The 17,803-nt window shown below is 69.4% G+C and carries 17 protein-coding genes; 10 read left to right on the top strand and 7 right to left on the bottom strand.

What is annotated here, in order from left to right; genetic code table 11:
- From ACFRAQ_RS23365 to ACFRAQ_RS23345, 5 genes are all read left to right on the top strand, one after another.
- Positions 1-1,620, top strand: coding sequence for a DUF885 domain-containing protein (locus ACFRAQ_RS23365; RefSeq protein WP_379102947.1), 1,620 nt, complete (start codon positions 1-3; stop codon positions 1,618-1,620).
- The gene (locus ACFRAQ_RS23360) at positions 1,617-2,735 is read left to right on the top strand and encodes a sulfate/molybdate ABC transporter ATP-binding protein (RefSeq protein ID WP_379102945.1); all 1,119 of its coding nucleotides are present in this window, start codon (positions 1,617-1,619) and stop codon (positions 2,733-2,735) included. The genes ACFRAQ_RS23365 and ACFRAQ_RS23360 overlap by 4 nt, the downstream gene beginning before the upstream one ends.
- 143 nt (positions 2,736-2,878) lie before the next feature.
- Positions 2,879-3,631: a LamB/YcsF family protein gene (locus tag ACFRAQ_RS23355; RefSeq protein ID WP_379102943.1), complete on the top strand. Its 753-nt coding sequence runs from the start codon at positions 2,879-2,881 to the stop codon at positions 3,629-3,631.
- Positions 3,632-3,647: 16 nt separating this feature from the next.
- Positions 3,648-4,385: an allophanate hydrolase subunit 1 gene (locus ACFRAQ_RS23350; RefSeq protein ID WP_379102941.1), complete on the top strand. Its 738-nt coding sequence runs from the start codon at positions 3,648-3,650 to the stop codon at positions 4,383-4,385.
- Between the two features lie 3 nt (positions 4,386-4,388).
- Positions 4,389-5,252 carry a biotin-dependent carboxyltransferase family protein gene (locus tag ACFRAQ_RS23345; protein WP_379102938.1) on the top strand — a complete coding sequence of 288 codons (864 nt, stop codon included), beginning with the start codon at positions 4,389-4,391 and terminating at the stop codon, positions 5,250-5,252.
- Between the two features lie 27 nt (positions 5,253-5,279).
- Here the strand turns inward: ACFRAQ_RS23345 and ACFRAQ_RS23340 are convergent, their stop codons facing one another.
- The 3 genes from ACFRAQ_RS23340 to ACFRAQ_RS23330 all read right to left on the bottom strand — a co-directional run bounded on the left by ACFRAQ_RS23340 (position 5,280) and on the right by ACFRAQ_RS23330 (position 8,849).
- Positions 5,280-6,923 carry a DUF4185 domain-containing protein gene (locus ACFRAQ_RS23340; RefSeq protein WP_379102936.1) on the bottom strand — a complete coding sequence of 548 codons (1,644 nt, stop codon included), beginning with the start codon at positions 6,921-6,923 and terminating at the stop codon, positions 5,280-5,282.
- Between the two features lie 79 nt (positions 6,924-7,002).
- The gene (locus tag ACFRAQ_RS23335) at positions 7,003-8,382 is read right to left on the bottom strand and encodes a hypothetical protein (protein ID WP_379102934.1); all 1,380 of its coding nucleotides are present in this window, start codon (positions 8,380-8,382) and stop codon (positions 7,003-7,005) included.
- Entirely contained in the window at positions 8,379-8,849 is a 471-nt protein-coding gene (locus ACFRAQ_RS23330) for an NUDIX hydrolase (RefSeq protein WP_379102932.1), read from the bottom strand. The genes ACFRAQ_RS23335 and ACFRAQ_RS23330 overlap by 4 nt, the downstream gene beginning before the upstream one ends.
- A gap of 281 nt (positions 8,850-9,130) precedes the next feature.
- On the opposite strand from ACFRAQ_RS23330, the gene ACFRAQ_RS23325 reads away from it, so the two are divergent.
- Together ACFRAQ_RS23325 and ACFRAQ_RS23320 are read left to right on the top strand one after the other, a co-directional pair.
- Positions 9,131-9,904, top strand: a complete 774-nt coding sequence (locus ACFRAQ_RS23325; protein ID WP_379102930.1) for a pirin family protein — start codon at positions 9,131-9,133, stop codon at positions 9,902-9,904.
- A gap of 9 nt (positions 9,905-9,913) precedes the next feature.
- Positions 9,914-10,444 carry a DUF4190 domain-containing protein gene (locus ACFRAQ_RS23320; protein ID WP_379102928.1) on the top strand — a complete coding sequence of 177 codons (531 nt, stop codon included), beginning with the start codon at positions 9,914-9,916 and terminating at the stop codon, positions 10,442-10,444.
- Here the strand turns inward: ACFRAQ_RS23320 and ACFRAQ_RS23315 are convergent.
- Complete coding sequence (locus ACFRAQ_RS23315; RefSeq protein ID WP_379102926.1) at positions 10,422-10,934, bottom strand: hypothetical protein; 513 nt, start codon at positions 10,932-10,934, stop codon at positions 10,422-10,424. The genes ACFRAQ_RS23320 and ACFRAQ_RS23315 overlap by 23 nt on opposite strands.
- Before the next feature lie 90 nt (positions 10,935-11,024).
- Between ACFRAQ_RS23315 and ACFRAQ_RS23310 the strand changes: the two genes are divergently transcribed.
- The 3 genes from ACFRAQ_RS23310 to ACFRAQ_RS23300 all read left to right on the top strand — a co-directional run bounded on the left by ACFRAQ_RS23310 (position 11,025) and on the right by ACFRAQ_RS23300 (position 14,448).
- Positions 11,025-11,876 carry a Scr1 family TA system antitoxin-like transcriptional regulator gene (locus tag ACFRAQ_RS23310; protein ID WP_379102924.1) on the top strand — a complete coding sequence of 284 codons (852 nt, stop codon included), beginning with the start codon at positions 11,025-11,027 and terminating at the stop codon, positions 11,874-11,876.
- 31 nt (positions 11,877-11,907) lie between these two features.
- Positions 11,908-12,288, top strand: coding sequence for a DUF397 domain-containing protein (locus ACFRAQ_RS23305; protein WP_379102922.1), 381 nt, complete (start codon positions 11,908-11,910; stop codon positions 12,286-12,288).
- A gap of 168 nt (positions 12,289-12,456) precedes the next feature.
- Positions 12,457-14,448, top strand: a complete 1,992-nt coding sequence (locus ACFRAQ_RS23300) for a M13 family metallopeptidase (RefSeq protein WP_379102920.1) — start codon at positions 12,457-12,459, stop codon at positions 14,446-14,448.
- 66 nt (positions 14,449-14,514) lie between these two features.
- Here ACFRAQ_RS23300 and ACFRAQ_RS23295 read toward each other — a convergent pair whose 3' ends face one another.
- Genes ACFRAQ_RS23295 through ACFRAQ_RS23285 form a run of 3 tightly spaced genes read right to left on the bottom strand, consistent with a single transcriptional unit; the run spans position 14,515 to position 17,775 of the window.
- Positions 14,515-15,594 (bottom strand): ABC transporter ATP-binding protein, encoded by a 1,080-nt coding sequence (locus tag ACFRAQ_RS23295; protein WP_379102918.1) that lies wholly within the window; start codon positions 15,592-15,594, stop codon positions 14,515-14,517.
- A gap of 26 nt (positions 15,595-15,620) precedes the next feature.
- Positions 15,621-16,964 carry an ABC transporter substrate-binding protein gene (locus ACFRAQ_RS23290; protein ID WP_379102916.1) on the bottom strand — a complete coding sequence of 448 codons (1,344 nt, stop codon included), beginning with the start codon at positions 16,962-16,964 and terminating at the stop codon, positions 15,621-15,623.
- A 19-nt stretch (positions 16,965-16,983) separates the two neighbouring features.
- Entirely contained in the window at positions 16,984-17,775 is a 792-nt protein-coding gene (locus ACFRAQ_RS23285) for a carbohydrate ABC transporter permease (protein ID WP_379103738.1), read from the bottom strand.
- Positions 17,776-17,803: the final 28 nt, after the last annotated feature.

Genomic DNA, 17,803 nt, shown 5'->3' with positions numbered 1-17,803 from the left:
ATGTCGCCGATCTTCGCCTCCCGTGCCGAGCGCATCGTCGATGCGCTGCTGACCGCCGATCCGCACCTGGCCGCCGAGGTCGGCGATCATCGCGCCGATGGCCGGTTGCCGGATCTGTCGCCGGGTGCGGTGGCCGAGCGGGTCGCCCTGCTGCGCGACGCCTCGCACACGCTGGCCGAGGTGGATCCCGACGATCTCGCGCCGCAGGACGGCGTCGATCTGGCGTTGCTGCAGCAGCGGGTCGACGGCCTGCTCTTCGAGCTCACCGAGATCCGTGAGCACGAGTGGAATCCGCTGGTGCACAATCCCGGTCCGCTTCTGCATCACCTGATCGCCCGCCCGTTCGCTCCCGCCGAGGTGCGGCTGGAGGCGTTGCGCGCCCGGCTCACCGCGCTCCCGGACGCACTGGCCACGGCGCGCGCGGTGCTCGGTGACATGCCGGGCGTCCATGTCGGGACCGCGATCGGCCAGTTCGACGGGGTGGCCGCGCTGGTGCGCGACCAGGTGCCGGCGCTGGCCGCCGAGGCGCCCGGGTTCGCGATCGAACCCGCCGCCACCGCCGCGGTGTCGGCACTGAGGGAGTTCACCTCCTGGCTGGGCGGTCGCCTCGACGGCGCGGACCGTGACCCGTGCCTGGGCCGTCGCCTGTGGGAGGCCAGGCTCTGGCACACCCTCGACACCGAACTGGGCTCGCGGGAGATCCTGGACCGCGCCCACCGTCATCTCGAGCGGCTGACCGGCGAGATCCGTTCGGCGGCGGGCGAACTGCTCGGCGTCGCGAACCCCGACGATGACACCGTGCGCCGCGCGCTGGAGCGGGTGTCGGCCGAGCGCCCGTCGAACGACACGGTGGTGGCCGTGGCCGCCGCCGCGCTCGCCGAGGCCACCGCCTTCGTCCGGGAGCACGACCTGGCGTCGCTGGTCGAGGACCCCCTGGTGATCCAGGAGATGCCGGAATTCGCGCGCGGGGTGGCCGTGGCCTACTGCGATTCGGCGGGTCCGCTCGAAACCGCCGAGCTCCCCACCTTCTTCGCCATCGCCCCGACCCCGGAGGACTGGTCGCCGGAGCGGGCGACGTCGTTCTATCGCGAATACAACGACCACATGATGCGCAATCTGACCGTGCACGAGGCCATGCCCGGTCACTATCTCCAGTTGGCGCGGGCTCGCCGCTTCCGCGGTTCGACCGCGGTCCGCGCGTTGTGCGCGAGCGGGACGTTCATCGAGGGCTGGGCCGTCTACACCGAGAAACTCATGGCCGACACCGGTTTCGGCGGGCTCCCGGTCCGATTGCAGCAGTTGAAGTCCCACCTCCGCATGACCATCAACGCCATCCTGGACCAGTCGGTGCACTGTGACGCCATGACCGAGTCCGAGGCCATGCGCTTGATGCTCGACCGCGGCTTCCAGGAGGAGGGCGAGGCCGTCGGCAAATGGCGTCGCACCCTGCTCACCTCCACCCAGCTCTCCACCTATTTCGTCGGCTACACCGAGGTGGCCGCCCTGGCCGCCGCGCGCCCCGCCGCGACTCCCCTGCGGGACTGGCACGACGCGATGCTCGCGCACGGCTCCCCCGCGCCCCGCCACCTGGGCGCCCTGCTGGGAGAGCTGACGCCGTGACCGGGCTCGAGGTGTCCGCCCGGCTGCACGAGCGGGATGTCCAGGTGGCCGTGGAGGTTCCGGCCGGTGCGGTGCTGGCGGTCCTCGGCCCCAATGGCGCGGGCAAGTCGAGTCTGCTGGATGTGGTCGCGGGCCTGGCCGTTCCGGACGAGGGATATGTCCGGCTCGACGGGCGTGCGCTGACCGATACCTCGAAACGTCTTGCGGTGCCGCCGCATCAGCGGGGTGTATCCCTGCTGGCGCAGGATGCCCTGCTGTTCCCGCATCTGTCGGTGGAGGCGAATGTCGCGTTCGGCCCCCGGAGCCGCGGCATGCGCGGCAAGGCCGCGGTGACGCTCGCGCGGGAGTGGTTGCGGGCGGTCGAGGCGGAGGACCTGGCGAACCGTTCGCCCGATTCCCTGTCGGGCGGCCAGGCGCAGCGGGTGGCCCTGGCCCGGGCACTGGCCGTGCATCCGCGGGTGCTGCTGCTGGACGAACCCATGGCGGCCTTGGATGTGACCGCGGCCCCGGCCATGCGGGCGTTGTTGCGCAAGGTGCTGCGCCCGCACGGTGATGACGCGGCCTTCGCCGACGCGCGTCCCACGGCCACGATTCTGGTCACCCACGACATCATCGACGCGGTCACCCTGGCGGATCGGGTCGTCGTGATCGAGTCCGGCCGGGTCATCGAATCCGGTTCCGTCACCGAGGTTCTCGCGCGTCCGCGCAGCCGTTTCGCGGCCCGGATCGCCGGGGTGAACCTGATTCTCGGTACGGCGGCGCCCGGGGACAGTGCGGGGCTGGGCGCCGTGACGGATGGGCGCGCCGAGGTTTTCGGCCGGGCCGAGGACGAGTGGACGCCCGGTGGCGACGCCGCGGCGGTGTTCTCGCCCGCCGCAGTGGCGGTGCATCGGGACCATCCGGAGGGCAGTCCCCGCAATGTGTTCCGGGTGACCGTGTCCGAGCTGGAGGATCACGGCGGGATCGTGCGGGTACGCGCGATGGACGGCCCGGGGGCGGCCGCGGGCCTGGCGGCCGATCTGACTCCGGCCGCCGTGGCCCGGCTGGGCGTGGCCCCCGGTATGCGGGTGTATTTCGCGGTGAAGGCGACCGAAGTGGACGTCTACGCGTATTGACGTCTACGCGTATTGACGCCGGGAGCGCCGCCGGAACCGGCCGCACGGCGCTGTGATCCATGACACAGTTTCTGTCGTGACATTCTTGTCGCCGGATGCGGGTGCGCCCACAATCGGATCACGACGACAGCGGGAGGACGCGGATGACGCTGGATCTGAACAGCGACCTCGGCGAGGGTTTCGGCGACTGGGCCATGGGCGATGACGCCGCCATGCTGGACGTGGTCACCAGCGCGAACATCGCCTGCGGCTTCCACGCGGGCGATCCGGCCATCATGCGCCGCACCTGCGCCCTGGCTGTGGAGAAGGGTGTCCGGATCGGCGCGCACGTGGGCCATCGGGATCTGGCCGGGTTCGGCCGCCGCGCCATCGCCGTCACCCCGGCCGACCTGCGGGACGAGACGCTGTATCAGATCGGCGCGCTGGCGGGCTTCGCCGTCGCGGCCGGGGACCGGGTTCGCTACGTGAAACCCCATGGCGCGCTGTATCACCAGGCGGCGGCCGACCGGGCGCTGGCCGACGCGATCGTCGCGGCGCTGCGTGACTTCGACACCGCTCTGGCCCTGCTGGGCCCGGCGGGCACGGAACTCGAGCACGCGGCCGCGGCCGCCGGAACTCCGTTCGTCGGTGAGGGTTTCGCCGATCGCGCCTACACGCCGGAGGGTCTGCTCGCCCCGCGCGGGCTGCCGGGCGCCGTGCTCGGCGCGGACGCGGCGGTGGCCCAGGCGCTGTCGATCGCCCGGGACGGCAAGGCGGCGGCCGTGGACGGCGGCACGGTGGCGGTGACGGCGGCCAGCATCTGCGTGCACGGCGACACTCCGGCGGCGGTCGAGATGGCCCGCCGGATCCGCGCGGCGCTCGACGAATCCGGCACGCCCGTCCGGGCTTTCACCTGACCGGGGATGGTGCGCCATGACCGATCCCGGACAGATCGACACCGCCGGCGAGGTGCGGGCGGCGGGTGACCGTGCGCTGCTGGTGATTCCACCGCTGCACGCCCTGGTCGCCGAGCTGGTGTCCGCGCTGGAGCCGCGGCCGCGCGGCGTGCTGGATGTGCTGCCCGCCGCCGAAACCGTGCTGGTGACCCTGGATTCGCCGCGGTCGCTGGAGCCGGTACGAAAGCGGTTGCTGGCCTTGCTGAACCGGCTCGACACGGCGGCCCGGGTCGGCGCCGGTGATCGGCGGTCACCGGCGAGGCCTTCCACCCTCGACGGCTGGAGTCGGGAGGGCGTCGTGGGCGATCGTGGTGAGCGGGCCGCGCCACGCGAACCGGTCGTGATCCCCGTTCGCTACGACGGCGAGGATCTGCCCGAGGTCGCGCGTCTGCTCGGCCTGTCCGAGACCGAGGTCGTCGCCCAGCACACCGGGACCGTATGGCGTTGCGCCTTCGTGGGTTTCGCACCCGGCTTCGGCTATCTGGAATCACCCGACGCCCGGCTGACCGTGCCGCGGCGCACCCAATCGCGGACCGCGATCCCGGCGGGCGCGGTGGCCCTGGCGGGCGGCTATTCGGCCGTCTACCCGCGCCGCAGCCCGGGCGGGTGGCAGTTGATCGGCACCACCGATTCATCGATGTGGGATGTGGACCGGGATCCGCCCGCCCTCGTGCGCGCGGGGACGCCGGTCCGGTTCGTCGACGCGGGGAGGTAGGTCATGAGCGCATTGCGGGTCGATCGGGTGGGGCCGCTGGCCACCATTCAGGATCTGGGCCGTCCGGGCTGGTTCGACTCCGGGGTGGGCGCGGCCGGGGCCGCGGACCGGGCCTCGCTACGGCTGGCGAATCGACTGGTCGGCAACTCCGAGGGCGCCGCGGGCATCGAGGTGCTGCTGGGCGGGCTGGAACTCGTGGCCCAGCGGCATGTCACGGTGGCCGTGACCGGCGCGTCCGCCCCCGTCACCGTCGACGACCGCCCGATGGGCACGGCCAGTGTGCTGGAAATCGAGGAGGGCCAACGGCTTCGGCTGGGGCTCGCCGCCATCGGCCTGCGCAGCTATGTAGCGGTGCGCGGCGGGATCGAGGTCTCGCCGGTGCTGGGTTCCCGCAGCCGCGACACCCTCTCCGGCATCGGCCCCGAACCCCTGCGCCCGGGTGATCTGCTGCCGGTGGGCCCGCCACCGCGCGCGCTGCCGATCGTCGATGTCGCGCCGGTTCCGGCGCTGGGCAACGACCTGCTCACCGTGCGCGCGGTGCCCGGCCCGCGCGCCGATTGGTTCACCGATGCCGGAGCGCTTTTCGCGGGCGAGTGGACGGTGTCCCCGGACACCGACCGGATCGGCGCACGGCTGGACCGGCGGCGCGGGCCCGCGTTGCAGCGCAGCGTCGCCGGCGAATTGCCCACGGAGGGTATGGCCTTGGGCTCGGTGCAGGTGCCGCCCAGCGGTCAGCCCGTGGTCTTCCTCGCGGATCACCCGATCACCGGGGGCTACCCGGTGATCGCGGTGGTGGTGGACGCCGACGTGGACATGGTGGCGCAGGCCAGGCCCGGGCAGCCGCTGCGCTTCCGCCGCATCGAGTGACCGTGCGCCTGCACGGATTCCACCGCACTACTTCAGTTTCGCGTGCATGAGGTACACGTTGTAGCTGTTCCACGCCGACATGGTGAAGTACAGATCGTTCCCCCTCGACCAGGGATGAATGAATCCGCCGTAAGTGGTGGGATATTCGCGGGTGTCGACCAGTGTCACCGGATCGGTCCACGTCCCTTGCGGTTCGGCGGCGGTGCGCAGCACCAGCGCCCCCCGGTCGAGGTCCAGGTACAGCATCTGCCACCGCCGCGTCGACGCGTCGTACCGCACCGACACCTCCCCCGCGGTCCCGGAAACCACCGGCGTGGCGAGCAATTCGTCGGGTCCGAACGCGGGCACCCAGGTGTTGCCGATCCAGTACTGGTACGCCGACTTGTTGAGCACCTGATCGCTGGGCACCCGGGCCAGCGCGATGGTGCCGAACCGGCCGTTGGGCGTGCCGAACATGTAGGCGTACCCGTCGTGCGGGGTCATCGCCATGACCTGGAACCGCCCGAGTCCGAAAACATTGTCCCAGCGCGCCCATTCGGATTTGGTCCAGGTGTCGCCGCCGTCGTCGGACCAGGCCAGCCCGCCCAGAGTGGTCCACCACATGCCCGGCTTCAGGCGGCTCCATCGCGCCACCGACATATAGGTCAGGTACTGCCGGCCGTGCAGCGCGAATCCCGAGGTGGGAATGGTGGTGATCTCGAAGTTGTCGACCTTGCGGCTGGCCAGGATCTCGGCGGCGTGGCAGCGGCTGTCCTGGGCGAAGGTATCCAGCACCAAGCCTTTGGACAGGTCGCGTTCGGTGCTGAAGGCGATGGCGTTGCTGCGCCAGTCCTGGTCCCCGGTGCCCGCCCCGACCGGCTCCCAGCCCTTGCCGAAGGTGTCGCCGAACACGACGGCGATCCGCCCGGGCTCGGTTTCCCACATCAGGCCGAGGTCCGTGCCGTCGACCGACCAGCGCATGTCGGTGCGGTTGCTGGACCCGTGCCCGGTCACCTGGTTCACCAGCTCCAGCTCGTCGAGTGCGACAGGAGCGACGGGCGCGGCGACCGGCGCGGGCGCCAGGGACGGCACGGCCGGTGCGGGCTGCGGCTGTGGTGCGGGGGGCTCCCCGCCGGGGATCGGGATCGGGATGGTCTCGGGGACCTGATCGATCTGGAGCCGCGGCAATGGGATTCCGCCCGATCCGCTGTTTGCCGGCGGCGGGGGCGCGGGTTCGGGCGCCGGCTCGGTGGGGGGCGGCGCGCCGGTGACGTCCTCGTCGTCGCCCGGTTCGGCGGGTTCGGTCTCGGGCGGGAGGTTCTCGGGCCGCGGGCTCTGGTCGGTGCGAATGTCCGGGCACGGGTTGATGCACGGGTCCGCGGGCAGTGGCGGCGGGTCGATGCGGGTGTTGTTCTGCCGGGGTCCGGGGATCGGGACCGGCGTGAACTTCGGGACCGGGAGCTGGATGTGGATGGTGGTGTCCACGGGCGCCGGTGGCGGTGGCGGCAGGTCCGGATTCGGTTCCCGGGCCAGCGGATCGAATCCCGTTTCGCCGCAGGCGTTCAGCGGCGGCGGAGCCCAGGGCGCCAGGGCGTTCGCGGTGGCGGGCACGCCGGGCAGCATCATGACCCCGGCCATCGCCAGGCTGGAGAGTGCCAGTGCCGCAGGTGCTTCGGAGCGCCGCGCAGTCATTGAATCCACGGTATCGGGCCCGGCCGGATCCGACAGAGCGCTGCCGCGTGTCGCCGGGCCGGTGTGATCGAGCCGATACCTATGCCGCGGACGGACCCGTCCGTCGCCGGCAATTCGCCCCGATGGCGACGATTCCGCAGGCGTAGACGGCGGCCGCGGCCACCACCACCGCCGGGGAGCGCCCGTCCGCCGGGATCAGCAGCGCGGTCCCGGCCAGGGCCAGCACGAAGGTGATGTTGAAGATCGTGTCCTGCAGCGCGAACACCTGGCCGCGGTGGGTGTCGTCGATCTCGATCTGCATGGCCGCGTCGCCGGTCAGCTTGATGACCTGCCCGGCCAGCCCGAGCAGGAAGGCCGCCGCGAGCAGCAGCAGTTCCGCCCGCCGCTCGGTCCCGCCGGTGGCGACGGTGATGGGCGTGACCAGGGTCAGCTGCACGATGATCGCGGCCACCAGGCAGCTCACCACGGTGCGCGGGCGGCCCAGCCGCGGAATCAGGAACGGCGCCACCACGGCCGCGGTCACCAGTCCCGCCCCGGTCGCGGTGATGGCCGCGCTGAACTTGGCGAGGTGGATGCCGACCGCGGACTCGTCGCCGCGGCGCAGTGCCAGCACCATGAGCAGGGTGTCCGCGCCGAACACGATGCGGTGCGCGCCGATCCCGAGGAACGCGGTGGTCACGTCCCGTGACCCCCAGGCCGCGGTGGCGCCCCGGCGCAGTCCGGCGGCGATGGCCCGTACGGTGGCGAGCCCGCCCACAGTGTCGCCGGTGGGCCCGCCCACGGTGTCGCCAGCGGGCCCGTCCCGGTCGGGACCCAGTGCCCGGGGCCGGAATCCGGCCACCACGAGCCCGCTCACGATCGAGCCCGAGGCGCTGGCGGCGGTCGCGACCGCAGACGCGAAGTCACCCGCCCCGATCACGCCGATGAGCGAGAACCCCAGGCCCGCGCCGAGAATCGCGCACCCGGACGCCACCGTCGCCAGCACCGAGTTCATCGGGACCAGCCAGCGCTGGGACAGCACCTTGGGCAGGGACGCGGACACGCCCGCGCCGACGAAGCGGCTCACCCCGACGACGGCCAGCGCGCCCAGCAGGAGCGGCGTGGCCCGGATCCCGGCCAGCAGCCCGGCGGCGGTCGCCACGATGAGCACGGCCCGCAGCAGGTTGGCGTACAGCAGCACCCGGCGGCGGTCCCAGCGGTCGAGCAGCGCGCCCGCGAACGGTCCGATGATCGAATACGGCAGCAGCAGCGCGGCGAAGCCCCCGGCGATGGCCAGCGGATCGGTCTGCCGCTCGGGGTTGAACAGGATCGCGCCGGACAACGCGGCCTGGAACATGCCGTCGCCGAACTGCCCGGTGAGCCGGACCATGGTCAGGCGCAGGGTGCCCGGGTTCTCGCGCAGCGCGGCCGTCACCGCGGCGAGCCGGGTGCGCGGCTCGGCGGGCGGGGGCGCGGTCACCGGGACGGGTGCGTGGTCACCAGGGCGAACACGGCGGCGCGCATGTCATCGGCCATGGGCAGGTTGTCGACGGTGTCGGAATCGATCCACTGGTAGCGGTCGTGTTCGAGGGGGTCGAGCCGGATCTCGCCGGGTTCGGCCTCGACCACGAAGCTGTATTTGCGGACCCGCGACTTGGTGCGGGTGGCGTAGTCGAAGCCGCCCAGCACATCGGTGACGTTCACGACCCGCAGCCCGGTCTCCTCGAACAGCTCGCGGGCCACGCAATCGGCGAAGGTCTCCCCCGATTCCACGCCACCGCCCGGCAGTTCCCACATCCCCGCGTGCGAGCCTTCCTCGACACGCCGTACGACCAGGAGTTTGCCGTCCCGGAAGACGGCCACGCCCATGACGAAATGAGCGATCCCCTCGCTCTCGGCCTGCTGCCGGAGTTCACGCTCGATGCCCGCGAGTACCTCGGGTCGCATCCCCCTGCTCTCCCTCCCGTTTCGCTTGCGGCACATCATGATACGGTCGCCGACCGAAACCCGCTGATGGTCGGGGCGGGATCCGGGAACATGGCGACCGGGCGCCCGGACAATCGCCGGGCATTTGCCCGGGCCGATTGCCGGAAGCGTAGTACCTGGTCGGCGGCAGGTGGGGCAGCGCTGCCCGCACGCTAGAATTTAACCCGGAATTCAAGTTGGGCCGCTGTATCGGCCCCTACCCTGGAATCCGATCGGTGCTCGCCGGTGAGAGGAGTACGGCGGTGTCCACCCTCACGACACCACACATCGATATCCATCGTGGCGGCGACCGCATGAAAACCCGTGTGGCGTGGCTGGATTCGAAGCATTCTTTCTCCTTCGGAGAACACTACGATCCCGACAACACCCATCACGGCCTGCTGCTGGTCAACAACGAGGACATCGTCCTGCCCGGCGAGGGGTTCGAGACCCATCCGCACCGGGACATGGAGATCGTCACCTGGGTGTTGAGCGGCAGCCTGGTGCATCAGGATTCTCTGGGCCACAACGGCGTCATCTATCCGGGCCTGGCCCAGCGGATGAGCGCCGGCACCGGCATCCTGCACTCGGAGAAGAACGACTCCTGGCGGCTCAGCAATGCGCCCGAACACCAGGAGCCGGTGCATTTCGTGCAGATGTGGGTGGTGCCCGACGACTCCGGGCTGACCCCCGGCTACCAGCAGCTGGAGATCGACGCCGAACTCGCGAGCGGCGACCTGGTCACGGTGGCCTCGGGCCTGCCCCGCTACCGCGACCGCACGGCCATCGCCATCGCCAGCAGTCATTCCGCCATGCACGTGGCCCGGATGCCCGGCGAGGGCGCCGAGATCCGCCTACCCGAGGCCCCCTACCTGCACGTTTTCGTCGCACGCGGCGAGGTGGAGATGGAGGGCGCGGGGACCTTGTACGAGGGTGACGCCGTCCGGCTGGCCCGCAGCGGCGGCCAGCGGGTCACGGCCAACCTGCCGTCGGAGATCCTGGTGTGGGAAATGCATGCCCGGCTCGGCGGGCAATAGCATCGGCCTATGAATCAGTACCCGCCGCCGGACCAGTACGGTCAGTACCCGCCGCAAGGGCAGCCGGGGAACTACCCGCCGGGTGCGTACCCGCCGCCGGGCAACTATCCGCCGCCGGGCGGTGGGCAGTACTGGCAGGAGTCGCCGCAGCGCAAGGGCATGGCGATCACCGCCCTGGTGTTCGGCGTCATCGGTCTGCTGACGTTCTGGACCGTCCTGTTCACCATCGTCGGCGTGATCTGCGGCGTGGTGGCCATCGTGCTGGGCCTGATCGCGGTGATGAAGGCCCGCCGCGGGACGGCCGGCGGCTTCGGGATGGCGCTGGCGGGCGCGATCATGGGTGTGATCAGCCTGATCGGCGGCGTGGTGATCGGCGTGCTGGTGTGGACGGTGTTCAAGGACACCGGCGCCACCGACTTCCTGGACTGCGTCCGCGACGCGAACGGCGATCAGGCCAAGGTCGATCAGTGCCAGCGCGAGTTCGATCAGCGGCTGGAGGACAAGTTCAGCGTGACGCTCACACCGGTTCCGACGCGCTGACGCCGCCGGTAGTGGATCCCGCTGCCCCCGGGTGGCATTCGCGTACGGCGGCCAGCACTTCCGACAGTTCCGGGCGAAAGTCCCCTTCGGGCGGGTGAATCCAGGTGCGGTAGGCGTTGTGCTCATCGGTGGGTGAGGGCAGCACGATGGTGCTGCCGGGCTGCGCTACGGCCGCGCAATCTCGGAACAGGTCCGAGAACAGCGCCATGTCGAGATACGAATCGTCGCTGGGCCCGGTGAGGAAGGTCCAGCGGCCGGAGCGCGGATGGGCGATGACCGGACCGCGGCGCTGTCGCGCGGTGAGCTGGTCGCGGACCCTGCGGCCCAGCTCGGCGGGCATGGTCACGGCGCTGACGGCCCCGACCTCCAACATGATTCGGCCCAGCGTCGAATCCACCACGCCGTATAGCCCGTGTTCCTTGCGGTAACGTCTGCACCGGGCCAGCGCTTCCTGGGTGGCGGTGTACGTCGACGGGTCCAGCGCGCTCATGGCGAACCTCCTGCTACCGACAGTAAGCCCGCGCAATCACTATGACAATAGTCACACGCCAGCGAGTTTCGCGGCGTAGCATCGGTGGCCGTGGCACCCGTCTCGCCTACCGTCGCCCGGTGGGAGCTGGTCCTGCGGCTGCGTGAATTACGCGAGCAGTGCGGCTTCGATTCGGCGACGTTCGCCAAGCACGTCGGCTTCACCCCGGCCAACTGGTCGCATGTGGAGAAGGGGCGCCGCGTCCTCACCACGACCACCATCGGCCCGGTGCTGGAGCTGCTCGAGGTGGAGGGCGAGGAGCGCGACGAACTGCTGGAGCTGCTGCTGCTCAGCAAGGAGCGCGGCTGGTGGGCCAAGTCTTCGGCGCTGATCGGGCCTGAGCTGCAACGGTATTACGGCATGGAGCTGGGCGCGGAGAGCATCCTCAGCTATGACAGCCTGGTGGTGCCGGGCCTGCTGCAGACCGAGGAATACGCGCGGGCGCTGATCAGCGCCGACGTCATGATCCGCCCGGTGCAGGTGGAACAGCTGGTGGCGGTGCGGCTGAAACGGCAGGAACGGTTGCGCGGCGACGACCGGGTGGAGCTCACCGCGGTGATCGGCGAGGCCACCCTGTTGCAGCAGATCGGCGGCCCGAAAGTATTGCGCGGCCAACTCGAACATCTGGCAACACTGCTGGACGAACTGGATTCCATTTCGGTGCGGGTGATTCCGTTCACCGCGACTCGCGGCGCGATGCTGGGCGGCTCGAGTTTCCATCTGCTGGATTTCTCTTCCGAAAGTCTTCCCACCTTCACCTGGGTGGAGAGCGCGGTTTTCGGTGGGGCCGTGGAGGATCCGGATCAGATTCGCGATCTGCGGTTCGCATTTGTGCGCGCACTCGACCAATCCCTCGGTCGCGCAGAATCTTTGGAGCTCATCAAACGCTATTCGCAAGGGTAGGAGACGCATGCGTAACGGTAAAATGCTGCCCATGCTTACCACCGCGAAGTATCAGCCGGAATCCAGCGGCTGGTTCACGTCGACTCGTACCAATAACGGAAATCAGTGCGTGGAGGTTCGATTCGACGGTGATGCGGTGCTCATCCGCGACAGCAAGTACCGGCGCAATCCGGAACATCGCCCTGACGACGAGCCCATCATCACCGTCACCGCGGCCGAATGGATGACATTCCTGGCCGCCGTGCTGGGCCGCCATATCCACCGCGCCGCGCTCATCGCGGAGACCGGTGCGGACGGCCACACCTCCCTCCGGCACCACGACACGACCTTGGTCTACACCCCGGGCGAGTGGCGCGCCTTCGTCGACGGCGCCCGGGACGGAGAGTTCGACCGGCGCCTGCAACGCGCGTAGTCGTCGAACCGCGCAGCTCCGAGGCTCGGCGGCAGGCTGAGCCTCGGTGGTTCGTGGCGCGTCTCGTTCTGGACTGAGTGGAGCGGGGGAGCGAAGCGGAGGAGCGGAGGGAGGGAAGAACGAGACTTTCAGCGCCACGAACCCGCCCGGAGCGGAGCGGAGGGCAAGATGGACATTGTGACTTCGCAGCTGACGCCTCCTTCCGGTATCGACCTGTCCTTCCGTGACGCGGACGTGCGGGTGCAGGACGACCTGTTCGCGCACGTCAACGGCAAATGGCTGGACACCTACGAAATACCGGCCGACCGCGCGGTCGACGGTGCCTTCCGCACGCTCTACGACCAGGCCGAACTGGATGTGCAGAAGATCATCCAGGACGCCTCGGCCGCCGACGCCGCGCCCGGCTCCGAAGAGCGCAAGATCGGCGATCTGTACAACAGCTTCATGGCCGCCGAGGTCATCGAGGCCGCGGGCCTGACCCCGATCGCCGAGGAGCTGGCGGCCGTCGCCGCGGTCGCCGACCGCGCGGAGTTCGCCGCCCTCATCGGCCGCCTGCAGCGCACCGGCGTCGGCGGCGCGCTGGCGTTCTACGTCGACACCGACGACAAGAACTCCACCCGCTACCTGGTGCACGCCACTCAGTCCGGCATCGGCCTGCCCGACGAGTCGTACTACCACAAGGACGAATACGCGGAGATCCGCGCGAAGTACGTCGCGCACATGCGCCGCATGTTCGAGCTGGCGGGCCTGGACTACGACGCGCAGCGGGTCTTCGACCTGGAAGCCAAGCTGGCCGCGGGCCATTGGGACGTGGTGCGCCGCCGCGACGCCGAATTGAGCTACAACCTGGTGACTTTCGCGGACCTGGCCGCGGAGAACCCGGAATTCGACTGGACCGCCTGGACTTCCGCGCTGGCCGCCGGCCTGGACCGTGCGGGCGCCGAACTGTTCGCGGAACTGGTGGTGCGCCAGCCCGATTACGTGCGCACCTTCGCCCGGACCTGGGCGTCGGAGTCGCTGGAGGACTGGAAGGGCTGGGCCGCCTGGCGTGTGGTGAAGGCCCGCGCCCCGTACCTGACCGAGGCCCTGGTCGAGGAGAGCTTCGACTTCTACGGCCGCACCCTGACCGGCGCGCAGGAGAACCGGGAGCGCTGGAAGCGCGGCGTCTCCCTGGTGCAGGACCTGCTCGGCGAGGCGGTCGGCAAACTCTATGTGGCCCGGCACTTCCCGCCCGCGGCCAAGGCCCGCATGGTCGAGCTGGTGGAGAACCTGCAGGAGGCCTACCGCCGCAATATCTCCGAGCTGGAATGGATGGGCCCGGACACCCGGCAGGCCGCGCTGGCCAAGCTGGAGAAGTTCACCCCCAAGATCGGCTACCCGGAGGAGTGGCGCGACTATGCCGCCGTCACCGTGGATCCCGCCGACGTGGTGGGCAATTACCGCAGCGGGTACGCCGCCGAGCATGACCGGGATCTGAACAAGCTGGGCGGCCCGGTGGATCGCGGCGAGTGGTTCATGACCCCGCAGACGGTGAACGCCTACTACAACCCGGGCATGAACGAGATCGTCTTCCCGGCCGCGATCCTGCAGCCCCCGTTCTTCGACATGAACGCCGACGACGCCGCCAACTACGGCGGTATCGGCGCGGTCATCGGCCACGAGATCGGTCACGGCTTCGACGATCAGGGTTCGAAGTACGACGGCGACGGCAACATGATCGACTGGTGGACGGAGTCGGACCGGACCGAATTCGGCAAGCGCACCAAGGCGCTGATCGCCCAGTACAGCACCTTCTCGCCGAAGGACCTGTCCGACGACCACACGGTCAACGGCGAGTTCACCATCGGTGAGAACATCGGTGATCTGGGTGGTCTCTCGATCGCGCTGGAGGCGTACAAGATCGCCACCGAGGGTCAGGACTCCCCCGTCCTCGACCAGCTGACCGGCTTGCAGCGCGTGTTCTTCGGCTGGGCACAGGTGTGGCGCACCAAGGCTCGCTCGGAGGAGGCGATTCGCCGTCTCGCGGTCGATCCGCACTCCCCGCCGGAGTTCCGTTGCAATGGCGTCGTCCGCAACCTCGACAGCTTCCACGAAGCCTTCGAGGTCACTCCCGGCGATGCGCTGTACCTGGATCCCGCGGAGCGCGTGAAGATCTGGTGATCACTCACCGCTGACGACCTCGAGCCCCGTCCTGATGGGTGGGGCTCGAGGCGCGGCCGTGGTGGATCAGCGCAGGCGCTCTTCGGTTTCGGCGTCGAAGAAGAACAGTTCGTCCTGCTTGGGCGTCAGGTGGAGCCGGTCGCCCAGCGCGACCTGGAAGCGCCGGTCGACGCGCGCCACCACGCGGCCGGAACGGCTGGACCATTCGTCGGCCACGCCGTGCGAGTAGACGAACGATTCCGAGCCCAGCTCCTCGAGCAGCTCCACCTCGACCGCGAGCGCATCGCTCGCGTCGGTGGTGACCTCCCACGATTCCGGCCGTATGCCGATGATGACATCGGCGCCGTCGACGCTGTGCGGCAGCGGGATTCGCAGGTCGTTCAGCACGGCCGCGCCTTCGCGGACGGGCGCGGTGAGCAGGTTCATGCCGGGGGATCCGATGAATCCGGCGACGAAGGTGTTGACCGGGTCGTCGTAGAGCTCCCGCGGGGCGGCGACCTGCTGCAGCTTCCCGTCCTTCATCACCGCCACCCGGTGCCCCATGGTCATGGCCTCGACCTGGTCGTGGGTGACGTAGACGGTGGTGGTGCCGAGCCGCTTCTGCAGCGCGGCGATCTGCGAGCGGGTCGAGACCCGCAGTTTCGCATCGAGATTCGACAGCGGTTCGTCCATGCAGAAGACTTGTGGCCGCCGCACGATGGCGCGGCCCATGGCGACGCGCTGCCGCTGGCCGCCGGACAGCCGCGCGGGTTTGCGGTCCAGGAGGTCCTCGAGCTCCAGCATGGCCGCGGCCTCCTTGACCCGAACCAGGGTGTCGGCCTTGCTCATTCCGGCATTACGCAGCGCGAACCCCATATTGTCGGCCACGGTCATGTTCGGGTAGAGCGCGTAGCTCTGGAACACCATGGCCACGTCGCGCGAGCGCGGCGGCAGGCCGGTGACGTCCAGGCCGCCGATGCGCAGCCGCCCGGCGGTCACCGCTTCGAGACCCGCCAGCATGCGCAGACTGGTGGACTTGCCGCAGCCCGAAGGCCCGACCAGCACCAGGAATTCGCCGTCGGCGATCTCCAGGTTCAGGTCGTCGACCGCGGGGCCGGGCGCACCCGGATAGGTGAGGGAAACACCCTCGAACTGCACAGTCGCCATGGCGGGCGGGTCTCCTCGCTTAGTTCTTACTTGGGCAGCTTGGGCGTGATCTGCCGGTCGATGATGGTCTGCAGCTGGTTGCCGATATCGCCGAAAGCGCCTGCGACATCCCGGTTCTGCAGGCCGATCTGCTCCAACCCGGTGCCGATGATCTGGTCGCCGCCGGGCACGAACACGCGCGCGTAGTTCTGCGGCTTGGTCAGCGGCAGCTGATCGATGGCGGTCTTGAAGTTCGGGTTCTTGGACAGGAAGTCCGCCATGCTCGGATCCTGCTGCGCCGACTTGCGCACCGGAATGTAGCCGGTGGCCTGCGAGAAGTAGGAGGTGTTGGCCGCGTTGGTGATGAAGTCGATGAACTTCAGCGCGTTCTCCTTGCGGGCGTCGCTGATGCGCGACGGAATCGCCAGGCCCGCACCACCGGTGGTGGCGCCCGCCCCGTTCGGGTGCGGCAGGAAGCCGGTGCCGAATTCGGTCTTGCCCGCGGAGTTGGTCTTGATGCTCTTGAGGTCACCGGTGGAGCCGATGGCGGAGGCGATGATGCCGTTGCCGAAGTCGACCGCGTAGGTGGGCCGGATGCTGGCGTACTTCTTGGTGTTGATGGAGTCGCGCAGGTATTGGCCGGCCTTGATGGTGGCCGGGTCGGTGAACTTCAGCTTCCACTCGTCGGAGTACGCGCCGCCGAAGGTCCAGCACGGGCCCTGGAAGGTCCAGGCCAGGTAGTTCTTCGCGTCACCCCAGCCGTGCGCCCACTTGTCGCCGCCGAGCACGCCCTGGATCTTGGGGCCCCACTCGTCGAACTCGTCCCAGCTGTTCGGGGTGCGGTCGGGCAGCCCGGCCTTCGCCCAGACGTCCTTGTTGTAGTAGAAGATCTGCGTCGAGCGCGAGTAGGGCAGCGCCCAGGTCTTGCCGTTGAACTTGTAGTCGCCGATGAAGGTGTCGACGTAGTCGGACACGTTCACGCCGGCGCTGGCGAAGTGGCTGTCCAGCGGTTCGATGGTGCCGTTGAGCGCGTAGTTGAACCACCACACGTCGGACAGGATGACCACGTCGGGCAGTTCGCCGCCGGACAGCGCGGCATTGAACTTGGTCGCGACCTCCTCGTAGTTCTTGCCCGCGTCGACCAGGTTGACCTTCAGGTCCGGGTACTTGGCCTGGAACCGGTTGATCAGCTCGGTTTCCTGATCCTTGGAGGTGCCCGGGTGGTTGGACCAGAAGGTGATGGTCTTCGAGTCACCGCCCTGGGTGCCGCCGCCACCGGACCCGGCGCACGCGGTCAGGGCCACCGCGCCCGCGGCCGCGCCGGCCAGGCCGAGGAAGCCGCGGCGCGAGAGCGCGGGACGGTGTCTCTGAAAAGCGCGAGTATCGGACACGTGAATCTCCTTCTGGGACTCAACCCTTGACCGCACCGGAGGTGAGGCCCTTGATCATCTGGCGCTGGAGCACCAGGAAGACGATGAGGATGGGGAGCATGGTCAGGATGACCCCGGCCATGACGGGTCCCCAGTTGGTGACGCTGGGGTTCTCGGTGTTCTGCAGCAGGGTCAGGCCGACCGGCAGGGTGGCGACCCGCGCGTCGTCGGCCATCAGGAAGGGCCACAGGTATTCGTTCCACTCGTTCACCAGGGTGACCACCGCGAACGCCACCATGGTGGGCCCGGACATGGGCAGCACCACCCGGGTCAGCAGCCGCCACCAGCCCGCGCCGTCCATCCGTGCCGCCTCGATGACCTCGGAGGGCAGCGACAGGAAGTGGTTGCGCATGAGGAAGGTGCCGAAGGCGACGCCGCAGAGCGGAATGATGATGCCCTGGAAGGTGTTCCGCCAGCCCAGCTGCGCGATGAGCGCGTAGTTGGAGATGATGGTGATCTGGTTGGGCACCATGAGCGCCGCGATGATCACCAGGAACACGATGTTCTTGCCGGGGAAGCGCAGGAACACCAGCCCGTAGGCGCTGAGCACGCCGAGCACGAACTTCACCGCGGACACGACGCTGGTCACGATGATGGAGTTGCGCAGGAACTGCCAGAACGGCAGCGTGGTGGTGGCGTCGTGATAGTTGGAGGCCAGCCATTGTTTCGGCCAGTAGCTGACCGGCTGGGAGTAGACCTCCGCGTGCGCCATGAACGAGCGCGTGAGGATGTAGTACAGCGGAACGCCGATGATGATCAGCACGCACACCATGGCGGCGTAGCCGAAAACCTTGGCCCAG

It is taken from the genome of Nocardia sp. NPDC056611 (genome assembly GCF_042792755.1).
Classification (GTDB): Bacteria; Actinomycetota; Actinomycetes; order Mycobacteriales; family Mycobacteriaceae; genus Nocardia.
Note: the sequence above shows the minus strand (reverse complement) of the source record. Positions and strands in the feature narration are given on the sequence as shown.

Excerpts from the sequence above, each read along its gene's own strand:
- ACFRAQ_RS23295 (WP_379102918.1), bottom strand. The coding sequence starts at position 15,594 with ATGGCGACTGTGCAGTTCGAGGGTGTTTCCCTCACCTATCCGGGTGCG.
- ACFRAQ_RS23305 (WP_379102922.1), top strand. The coding sequence starts at position 11,908 with ATGCTTACCACCGCGAAGTATCAGCCGGAATCCAGCGGCTGGTTCACG.
- ACFRAQ_RS23345 (WP_379102938.1), top strand. The coding sequence starts at position 4,389 with ATGAGCGCATTGCGGGTCGATCGGGTGGGGCCGCTGGCCACCATTCAG.
- ACFRAQ_RS23285 (WP_379103738.1), bottom strand. The coding sequence starts at position 17,775 with ATGGTGTGCGTGCTGATCATCATCGGCGTTCCGCTGTACTACATCCTC.
- ACFRAQ_RS23355 (WP_379102943.1), top strand. The coding sequence starts at position 2,879 with ATGACGCTGGATCTGAACAGCGACCTCGGCGAGGGTTTCGGCGACTGG.
- ACFRAQ_RS23350 (WP_379102941.1), top strand. The coding sequence starts at position 3,648 with ATGACCGATCCCGGACAGATCGACACCGCCGGCGAGGTGCGGGCGGCG.
- ACFRAQ_RS23300 (WP_379102920.1), top strand. The coding sequence starts at position 12,457 with ATGGACATTGTGACTTCGCAGCTGACGCCTCCTTCCGGTATCGACCTG.
- ACFRAQ_RS23330 (WP_379102932.1), bottom strand. The coding sequence starts at position 8,849 with ATGCGACCCGAGGTACTCGCGGGCATCGAGCGTGAACTCCGGCAGCAG.
- ACFRAQ_RS23340 (WP_379102936.1), bottom strand. The coding sequence starts at position 6,923 with ATGACTGCGCGGCGCTCCGAAGCACCTGCGGCACTGGCACTCTCCAGC.
- ACFRAQ_RS23365 (WP_379102947.1), top strand. The coding sequence starts at position 1 with ATGTCGCCGATCTTCGCCTCCCGTGCCGAGCGCATCGTCGATGCGCTG.
- ACFRAQ_RS23320 (WP_379102928.1), top strand. The coding sequence starts at position 9,914 with ATGAATCAGTACCCGCCGCCGGACCAGTACGGTCAGTACCCGCCGCAA.
- ACFRAQ_RS23315 (WP_379102926.1), bottom strand. The coding sequence starts at position 10,934 with ATGAGCGCGCTGGACCCGTCGACGTACACCGCCACCCAGGAAGCGCTG.